A 9,635-nucleotide genomic window follows, 5' to 3' on the forward strand; every position below is an offset into this window, starting at 1 on the left:
CCGGCGGTCCATCCGTCCGCCGGATGCTCTCGTTCTCTCACGAAGGTTCTCTCACGAAGGAGAGCTCCCATGCCCGACTCCGTCCAGCCCGCCAACGCAGTCCGGCCCGCCGGCCCCGTGCAGCCCGCCGACCCCGCCCGATCCGCCGACCCCGTCAGCCGCCGCACGTTCCTGCACCGCACCGGGGCCGGGGCCGTCCTGCTCGCCGGGGGCGTCTTGGCCGGCGGTACGGCCGCCGCCGCGCCCCTCACGCGGGCACGCCGGATCGCATCCGCCGACCTCGACTCGATGGCCCTGCTCAAGAAGATGCTCGCGTTCGACACCCAGAACCACGGCGAGGGCGGGATCACGCGCCCGCACGCCGAGATGCTCAAGGCGGTCTGGGACTCGGCGAACGTCTCGTCGGAGATCATCCCGACCCCGAAGAAGGACAACGTCCACCTCATCGCCCGGATCGAGGGCACCACGTCCGCCGCTCCGCTGCTGCTGCTCGGGCACTCCGACGTCGTGCCGGTGGAACGCGCCAAGTGGACGGTCGACCCGTTCGCCGGGGTCGTCAAGGACGGCGAGATCTACGGCCGCGGCGCCCTGGACATGAAGGGCGCCAACGCCGCGTTCGTCTCCGCCCTGCTGCGCCACCTCAACGAAGGGGGGAGGTTCGAGCGCGACATCATCGTGCTGACCGACACCGACGAGGAGGCCGGCCCGCACGGCTCGCGCTGGCTGGCCGAGCACCACTGGGACAAGATCAACGCCGGCATGGTGCTCACCGAGGGCGGCTGGTTCCTGGCCCAGAAGGACCGGGCGACACCGATGCTCATCACGGTGACCCGCCAGGACAAGGTCTACTTCAACCTCGACCTCGTCGCCGACGGCACCGCGACCCACTCGTCCAAGCCCAACCCCGACTCGGCCATCGCCAAGCTGTCGCGTGCCGTCGCCCACCTCGACACCTGGCTCGCTCCCGTCACGCTGACCCCGGTGACGCGCGAGTACTTCACCGCCCTGGCCAGGGCCACCGGCGACGCCCCGTTCAGGCGGGCGATCGAGCTCATGCTCGCCGCCCGCTCCCGGCCCGCCCGCGAACGGGCCGCCGCCCTCGTGGTGAAGCGCAGCTCGTACCCCTGGCTCCACCGCGCCCTCCTCCGTACGACCCACGCCTTCGTCATCGAGGACGCGGGCTACAAGGAGAACGTCATCCCGTCCACGGCCACCCTCCGCGTCAACTGCCGGGGCGTACCGGGAGGCCAGCGCCCCCGTGACTTCCTCGCCGACGTCCGGGGCCGTCTCAAGGACAAGGACGTCACGGTCAAACTCGTCGGCGACCCGGGCGAATCCGAGGAGGACGCCCTCAAGCGCCTGGACGAGACGTTCGCCAAGCCCCCGTCCAGCATCGACTCACCGCTCTACCAGGCCATCGGCGACGCCGCCGCCAAGACCTACCCCGGCGCCGTCTTCGCCCCGGCCCTCTTCGAGGCGGGCACCAGTCTCGCGCCCTGGACGTCCCGCGGCGTCCCCGGCTACGGCGTCTACCCGTACGTCCTCGACAACGACCAGCTGATCGGCATGCACGGCAACGACGAGCGCATCGCCGTCGCGGCCCTCAAGCAGGGCACCGACTTCATGTACCGCCTGTTCGACCGCTTCAGGGAGAGATGATTCAGGCCCGCTGATTCAGGCCCGCTGATTCAGGGCGCGGGCACCATCCGGCCGATGGACGGATAGTCCAGCACCAGCCCGTCCTGGAATTCGATCTCCTCGCTGAACCCCGGGCTGGAGAACCGGACCACCGTCCGGTCGCCGTCCCGGCGGACGCGCTCGTACGTCTGCCGGGACGGCGACACGGCCAGATCCGGTACCGACACCCAAGCCATCAGATGGTCGACGGGCCCGTCCCCGTCCCAGTCCCCGTCTCCGGCTCCGGCTCCGTTCAGGCGGAGCACCGGCATCGTGTTGGTCAGCGGCGACAGACCGAGATCGCAGTCCAAGGCGCCGCGCAGGGCCTCTGCGTCCCCGCCCGGCGGCGGCATCCCGACCAGCCCCTCGGCTCGGGCACTGATCGTCCACTCGCCCTCGGGGCGGTCGACCAGCTCCAGCCACCGCCGCCACGGCCCCGTCGCGGGGTCGGTCCCGTACGACTCGACCAGCAGCCGCGCCGTCACGTACCGGTCCCCGGTGGTCAGCTCGTACTCGAGCCGGTACGGCAGCGGATCGCCACCGATCGCCGCCCCCGCGGCCGTCAGCCGACCGCCGGCGATCTCCACCTCCGCGATCTCGGCCCCCTCCGGCTTCACCCACACGACCGCCCGCGCCATGCACCCTCACCCACCTCTTGCAGGACTCACCTTTGCAAGACCCACCTTTTGCACGACTCACCTCATACGAGCCTGCCCGGATACAGGCCCGCTCAGGTCCAGGCCCGCTCAGGTCCAGGCCCGCTCACCTCATCCGGGCCACTTCATGCACCCTCGCTCACCCGGATCATGGCCGGAACGACGTCGTCCCAGACGCGGCGGGGCAGCTCCTGTCCCGTTCCGGACAGCCGCAGCAGCTCGGCCTTGGGGATCTCGCGGGCCAGCGCCTCGCCGTTCCCGATGGGGAAGAACGGGTCGTCCTCGCCGTGGACCACCAGCGCCGGGACGGAGATCTCGCCCAGCCGCTCGCGCCAGCGGTCACCGGAGTCCATGGCCGCGAAGGCGGTGCCGAAGTGGTTGGAACGCCGGACGCCCGGAGAAGCGGCCTCCGGGACCCGGTCGAAGATCCGCCCGGCCTGCTCCCGTACCTCCGCCTCGTCGATCCCGGCGGAGCCCGCCATGTGCCGGGCGCTCTCGACCATGGCCTCGACCACCGAGGCGCGGTCGGTCCAGTCGGGCTCGGGCGCCGACATGATGTGCTCCATCAGCTCAGGTGCGTGGTCGGGCAGGTCGGGATCCACCGGCCCCGGCGGGAGCGCACGGGCGGCGATCAGCGTGAGCGAGGCGACCCGTTCGGCATGGTCGAGGGCCAGTAGCTGCGCGATCCAGCCGCCCACTCCGAACCCCGCCACATGCGCGCGGGGAAGGCCGAGCGCGTCCAGCAGCCCGGTCGCGTCCGAGACCAGGTCACGCAGCGTGTAGCCCGGCGCGTCCGGGTCGGCCGTCGTGGAACGGCCCGTGTCGCGCAGGTCGTACCGCACCACCAGGCGCGGCCCCTCCCCGGCCAGCCGCTCGCACAGCCCGTCCGGCCAGGTCAGCATCGTGTTGCCGACCAGCAGGAGTGGCGTGTCCCCGGCCTCTCCGAACGTCTGCACGCACAGCTCGACCCCGTTCACAGGGACCAGGCGCTCGTCGCTCATCGTTGATCCCTCTCAGTAGTTCTCTCAAGCGGTTCCCTAGATGGACCTGCCTGTAAGGGAAAAGTCATCGCGGGTGGGAGGCTCGGGCCCGGGATGTCCCATGGCGGGATTAGACTCGCCGCCGTGGCAGGCCGGATTCGTAATGAGGACATAGCGCTCGTACGGGAGCGGTCACCCATCGATGACGTGGTCGGGGAGTACCTCCAGCTCCGTAACGCGGGCGGCGGCAACCTCAAGGGGCTGTGCCCCTTCCACGACGAGAAGTCGCCGTCGTTCAACGTGACCCCGAGCCGAGGCCTCTTCTACTGCTTCGGCTGCGCGGCGGGCGGTGACGTCATCAAGTTCGTGCAGGAGATCGACCATCTGTCGTTCTCCGAGTCCGTGGAGCGGCTGGCGGTCAAGGCCGGGGTCCAGCTCCGGTACGAGGAGGGCGGCTACACCCCCCGGCAGGATTCGGGCCAGCGCGCCCGGCTGCTGGAGGCGCACAAGGCGGCGGAGGAGTTCTACACCGGCCAGCTCGGCTCGCCTGAGGGGATCATCGGGCGCAAGTTCCTGTCGGAGCGCGGGTTCGAGGCCGCCGACGCGGCCCGGTTCGGCGTCGGGTTCGCGCCGCGCGAGTGGGAGGGGCTGGTCCGGCACCTGCGCGGGCGCGGGTTCGCGGACAAGGAGATGATCGCCGGCGGGCTGGCCAAGGAGGGCCGGCGCGGGCCGATGGACCGGTTCCGGGGCCGGCTGATGTGGCCGATCCGCGATCTGAGCGGCGATGTGATCGGCTTCGGGGCGCGCAAGCTGTACGACGATGACGAGGGCCCCAAGTACCTCAACACCCCCGAGTCGCCGCTCTTCCACAAGGGCGCGGTGCTGTACGGCGCCGACCTGGCCAAGAAGGAGATCGCGCGGCGCCGGCAGGCGGTGGTGGTCGAGGGCTACACCGATGTGATGGCCTGCCACCTGTCCGGGGTGACCACGGCCATCGCCACCTGCGGTACGTCGTTCGGCGACGAGCACATCAAGGTGCTGCGCCGGCTGCTGATGGACCAGGACGAGTTCCGCGGCGAGGTGATCTTCACCTTCGACGGCGACTCGGCCGGGCAGAAGGCGGCGCTGCGCGCGTTCGCCGACGAGCAGAAGTTCGTGACGCAGACGTTCGTGGCGGTGCAGCCGGACGGGCTCGACCCGTGCGACCTGCGGATCCGCAACGGCGAGGCGGCGGTGCGCGATCTGGTGGCGGCCCGGCTGCCGCTGTTCGAGTTCGCGATCCGCAGCGCGATCCAGCAGCACGATCTGGACACCCCCGAGGGCCGGCTGGGCGCGCTGGACGCGGCGGCCCCGGTGGTGGCGGCGATCAAGGACCGGTCGCTGCGGCAGATGTACGCGGTCAGCCTGGACCGCTGGCTCGGCATCATGGACGAGCAGTTCGTGCTGCGCCGGGTGGGGGAGCTGACGGCCCGCCGGGCGCCCAACGGCCGCCAGGGCGGCCCCCGCAACGGTCAGCAGGGCCAGCAGGGCCAGTACGGTCAGCAGGGCCGGCAGGGGCAGGGCGCGCCGGGGCAGGAGCAGGCCGAGCGTCCCGCGTTCGATCCGAACGATCCCGACGTGCGCCGCGAGCGCGAGTTGCTCAAGCTGGCGGTGCAGCGGCCGGCGCTGCTGGGGCCGGAGTTCGACCAGGTCCCGGCCGACGCGTTCATCGCGCCGCCGCACGCGGCGGTCCGGGAGGTCATCGCCGCGGCGGGCGGGGTCGCGATCGCGGGCGGGCCGCACGAATGGGTGAACGCGCTGCTGGAGCTGGCCCCGAACGACCAGGTCAGGGCGCTGGTGACGCAGTTCGGAGTCGAGCCGGTGCACTCCGCTCAGGAAACGGATGACCGTTACGCCGGTGAATTGCTGGCCCGTATCCTGGAACGCCAGCTCACACGCTTGATCACCAACGCGAAATCTAAACTCGGACGGCTGAATCCGGTCGAGCAGGCCGAGGAGTACAACCGGCTGTTCGGCGATCTTGTCGCGCTTGAGCAGCAGAGACGAGTGATGCGGGAGCGTGGCCTCGGGTCACAGTGAGTCAAGGATCCGCAAAATGGGTCCTGTGATCTTGGACCTGCGTGACGCAGACTGTCCCCGTGGGCCCTTCGGTGCTGCCAAGCGAGGCGCCATCGGTTGACCAGGTGGCGGACCTTGTCGCGCGCGGCAGAGAGCGCGGCGGTGTGACCGTCGACGACGTAGCCGCTGCACTCGATCGCTCAGACTTGCCGGACGACTCCCTGGAACGGGTCGTCCGGATGCTCGCAGAGCAGGGGGTAGAGGTCCTCGAATCTCCGCCGGAGACCGAGGACGTCACGCGAGCGGACGAGGGAGACCTCGGCAAGCGGGCGCCGACGAGCGATCTGGTCCGGATCTATCTGCGGGAAATCGGTCGCGTACCGCTCCTCACGGCAGAAGATGAAGTCGAACTAGCGAAATCGATCGAGGCGGGACTGTTCGCCGAGGAGAAGATGGCGCACGCCGTCATCCTCTCCCGGGTAGAGCGGATCGACCTCGAACTGCTCGCTCGCCAGGGGGCACGGGCGAAGCAACGACTGATCGAGGCCAACCTCCGGCTGGTGGTCTCGATCGCCAAACGCTACGTGGGCCGGGGAATGCTGTTCCTCGACCTGATTCAGGAGGGAAATCTCGGACTCATCCGCGCGGTCGAGAAATTCGACTACACGAAGGGGTTCAAGTTCTCGACGTACGCCACCTGGTGGATCCGCCAGGCGATCACGCGAGCGATCGCCGACCAGGCCAGGACCATCCGTATCCCGGTGCACATGGTGGAGACCATCAACAAGCTGGTGCGGGTGCAGCGCCAGATGCACCAGGACTTCGGCCGGGAGCCGACGCCGGAGGAGATCGGCCTGGAGATGGGGCTGACGCCGGTACGGGTCGTGGAGATCCAGCGGATCGCCCAGGAGCCGGTCTCGCTGCAGTCGCCGATCGGTGAGGAAGACTCCGATCTCGGCGACTTCATCGAGGACGCCGACGCGGTCGTGCCGATCGAGGCGGCGGCGTTCATCCTGCTGCAGGACCAGCTGGAGGACATCCTCGGCACCCTGTCGGAAAGGGAGCAGCGCATCATCCAGCTGCGCTTCGGCCTGACCGACGGCCATCCCCGGACGCTGGAGGAGGTCGGCCGGGAGTTCGGGGTCACGCGGGAGCGGATCCGCCAGATCGAGTCCAAGACGCTGGCGAAACTGCGCCACCCGTCCCGTGCGCAGACCCTGAGGGAGTATCTGGACTGACCCGTTCGCCCAGTGATTCGCCCGATTGACGGACGACCCCTTCGTCCCCTGACTTCTGCCGTGGCCGCGGACGCCCCCGCGGCCACGGCAGAAGCCCGTCCACGCCCGGCGCCTCCGCCGCTGCGCCTCTGCCCGCGGCCTCTGCCTGCGGCCTCCGCCCGCGGCCTCCGCCCTGGCCTCCGGCCGGACGGCCGGAACGGCCGGAACTTCGCATTCCCCCTCCCGGGTGGATTACCGTGGGGACATGCTGATCGTGACGACCGATGGACTGGCGGGGTACGAGATCCGCAGCGTGCTGGGAGAGGCGCTGGGAGTGGCCGTCCAGACCGATCAGGCGCGGGGCGCGGCCCCCGGGCACTCGGGGAGCAGCGCGACGTTCCGGATGACCGGCGAGACGCCGGCGGCCGGTCTGGCCGGTGCCCGGCGCGAGGCCGTCGACCGGCTGGGCGAGGAGGCGCGCCGCAAGGGCGCCAACGTCGTGCTGGGCATGCGCTTCGAGACCGTGGCCCTGGCCGGAGGCGGCCACGAGGTCTGCGCGTACGGAACGGCGGTATGGGCGGAGGCCGTCCAGAGCTCCCAGCAGGGCCACTCGGCCTCGATTCCCCAAGCGCAGCAGCCACAACAGCCCCACCAGCAGCAGAGCAACATGCCGCCGTACGGCGACTCCCAGCCGGGCGGGCCTCCGATGGCCGCACGCAACCTCACCATCGGCCTGCACGACCGTCCCCGGTAGGGCCCGGCCAGAAGGCCGACACTGGACGATCGCCGCGTCTGTCGCTCCCGCTGTCCAAGGGGCGACGGTAAGAGCTTGAAAGCCATGCTTGAAAGTCATGCTTGAAAGCCTCGCGAGTCCCCTGGAGAGCCCATGCGTCTTGTCCGTGCCCTGGCGTGCGTGAGCGCGGCCGTCCTGCCGATGACCGTCCTGGCCGCCTGCGGTGACGACGGCGGCGACGCCGCAGGGGCGGGCGGTGCCAGCGGTAGCGGCGGTGCGGGCGGTACGGGCGGCGCGGTCGCGATCAAGGCCTCGGACGACACGTGCGAGGTCGCGAAGAAGGAGTTCACCGCCGGGACGATCGACTTCCGCGTCACCAACGCGGGCGGCAAGGTCACCGAGGTCTACGTGTACGCCCCCGGCGACAAGATCATCACTGAGCGGGAGAACATCGAGCCGGGCGGCAGCGTGACGCTCACCGTCCAGCTCGGCGCCGGCAACTACCAGATCGCCTGCAAGCCCGGCATGGTCGGGCATGGCATCCGGCAGGACATCGTGGTCAGCGGGCAGGCCGACCACGCCACCGATCCGCGCCTCAGCAAGGCACTGGCCGACTACCGGGCGTATGCCGTCCAGCAGACCGACGACTCCATCGCCGGGGCCCGGAAGTTCGTGGCCGCGTTCAAGAAGGGCGACATCGCCGAGGCCAAGCGGCTGTACGCGCCGTCCCGCGTGGGCTGGGAGCGGATCGAGCCGGTCGCGGAGTCGTTCGGCGACCTCGACCCGAGAGTGGACGCGCGCGAGGCCGACCTGGAGCCGGGGCAGAAGTGGACCGGCTGGCACCGCCTGGAGAAGGCGCTGTGGAAGACCGGCTCGACCAAGGGCGAGGAGCGGTACGCCGACCAGCTGATGAAGGATCTGGGCGAGCTGCGGACCAAGGTGACCGCGGCGCAGCTGGACCCGCCCATCACGCCCGCGTCCATGGCCAACGGCGCCAAGGAGCTGCTGGACGAGGTCGCGACCGGCAAGGTGACCGGCGAGGAGGAGGCGTTCAGCCACACCGATCTCGTGGACTTCAAGGCCAACGTGGACGGTGCCAGGAAGGTCTACGAGCTGCTGAAGGCGGTCGTGGTCGAGAAGGACGCCAAGCTCGCCAAGGAGCTGGACGGAGCCTTCAACGGCGTCGATGCCCTGCTGTGGTGGTACGAGAAGCGCGACGGCCTGGGCGGGTACGTCTCGTACGACACGGTCCGCAAAGCGCAGCGCAAGGAGCTGTCGGACGGGGTGAACGCGCTGGGCGAGCCGCTGTCCCGGCTGGCGGCGGCGGTCGTGCGGTGAGTCGGGAAGCGAAATAGGGATGGGCCAGTGATGGAGGACGGCCTGTGACGCAGGTGGGGTCGCTGACCGAGGCAGTGCCGGTGACCGAGGCAGTGCCGGTGACCGAGGCAGTGCCATTAACCGAGCACGTGCCACTAACCGAGGACAGCCGATGACCGGAGTCTCCCGGCGCCGGATGCTCGGCTTCTCGGGCGCGAGCCTGCTGGCCGGCGCCGCAGCTGGGGCGGGCATCGAACGCGTCGCGTCCGCCGAGGGGGAGCGGAGCCCTGCCGCGATCCCGTTCTACGGCGAGCACCAGGCGGGGATCGCGACGCCCGTCCAGGACCGGCTGCACTTCGCCGCGTTCGATGTCGTCACCGAGGACCGGGGCAGGCTCGTCCAGATGCTCAAGGCTTGGACGGCCGCCGCGGCGGCGATGGCGGCGGGCGAGCCGGTCGGGGGAGGGGCCGTCGGCGGCCCGGGCGTGGCGCCGCCCGACGACACCGGCGAGGCCCTCGGACTGCCCGCGTCCCGGCTGACCCTGACCATCGGCTTCGGCCCGTCGCTGTTCGAGAAGGAGCACCTCGGCCTCGAAGCGCGGCGCCCGGCCGCCCTCGCGGACCTGCCGCACTTCTCCGGCGACAGGCTCGACCCGCAACGCGGCGGAGGCGACATCGCCGTGCAGGCGTGCGCCGACGATCCGCAGGTGGCCGTGCACGCCGTACGCAACCTGGCGCGCATCGGCTTCGGCGTGGTGGCGGTGCGCTGGTCGCAGCTCGGTTTCGGCAAGACGTCCTCCACCACCCCCGACGCCCAGACGCCGCGCAACCTCTTCGGTTTCAAGGACGGCACGGAGAACATCTCCGGCGACGACGCCGCGCTCCTGGACCGGCACGTCTGGGCGGCGGCGGGCGGCGGCTCCGGCTGGATGGCGGGCGGCTCGTACCTGGTGGCCCGCCGCATCCGGATGCACATCGAGACGTGGGACCGTACGCCG

Annotated in this window: 8 protein-coding genes; 6 read left to right on the top strand and 2 right to left on the bottom strand. The window is 70.6% G+C overall.

Annotation, left to right across the window (positions count from 1 at the left end):
* Nucleotides 1–69: 69 nt before the first annotated feature.
* The gene (locus tag ACH34Q_RS30265) at nt 70–1,659 is read left to right on the top strand and encodes a M20/M25/M40 family metallo-hydrolase (RefSeq protein ID WP_395986496.1); all 1,590 of its coding nucleotides are present in this window, start codon (nt 70–72) and stop codon (nt 1,657–1,659) included.
* Between the two features lie 29 nt (nt 1,660–1,688).
* Here the strand turns inward: ACH34Q_RS30265 and ACH34Q_RS30270 are convergent, their stop codons facing one another.
* On the bottom strand, nt 1,689–2,315 hold the full coding sequence (locus ACH34Q_RS30270) for a putative glycolipid-binding domain-containing protein (RefSeq protein ID WP_395986497.1): 627 nt from the start codon (nt 2,313–2,315) through the stop codon (nt 1,689–1,691).
* A gap of 143 nt (nt 2,316–2,458) precedes the next feature.
* Entirely contained in the window at nt 2,459–3,334 is an 876-nt protein-coding gene (locus tag ACH34Q_RS30275; protein WP_395986498.1) for an alpha/beta fold hydrolase, read from the bottom strand.
* A 123-nt stretch (nt 3,335–3,457) separates the two neighbouring features.
* Here ACH34Q_RS30275 and dnaG point away from each other — a divergent pair, with 123 nt between their 5' ends.
* From dnaG to ACH34Q_RS30300, 5 genes are all read left to right on the top strand, one after another.
* Nucleotides 3,458–5,392, top strand: coding sequence for a DNA primase (dnaG, locus tag ACH34Q_RS30280; RefSeq protein ID WP_395986499.1), 1,935 nt, complete (start codon nt 3,458–3,460; stop codon nt 5,390–5,392).
* A 71-nt stretch (nt 5,393–5,463) separates the two neighbouring features.
* On the top strand, nt 5,464–6,609 hold the full coding sequence (gene rpoD, locus ACH34Q_RS30285) for an RNA polymerase sigma factor RpoD (RefSeq protein ID WP_395986508.1): 1,146 nt from the start codon (nt 5,464–5,466) through the stop codon (nt 6,607–6,609).
* 244 nt (nt 6,610–6,853) lie between these two features.
* The gene (locus tag ACH34Q_RS30290; protein ID WP_395986500.1) at nt 6,854–7,342 is read left to right on the top strand and encodes a YbjQ family protein; all 489 of its coding nucleotides are present in this window, start codon (nt 6,854–6,856) and stop codon (nt 7,340–7,342) included.
* 132 nt (nt 7,343–7,474) lie between these two features.
* Nucleotides 7,475–8,659, top strand: a complete 1,185-nt coding sequence (gene efeO, locus ACH34Q_RS30295; RefSeq protein ID WP_395986501.1) for an iron uptake system protein EfeO — start codon at nt 7,475–7,477, stop codon at nt 8,657–8,659.
* A 151-nt stretch (nt 8,660–8,810) separates the two neighbouring features.
* Nucleotides 8,811–9,635: Dyp-type peroxidase (locus tag ACH34Q_RS30300; protein WP_395986502.1), on the top strand; the 825-nt coding region annotated here is incomplete at its 3' end.

The organism is Actinomadura sp. 9N407 (assembly GCF_044326315.1).
Classification (GTDB): Bacteria; Actinomycetota; Actinomycetes; order Streptosporangiales; family Streptosporangiaceae; genus Spirillospora.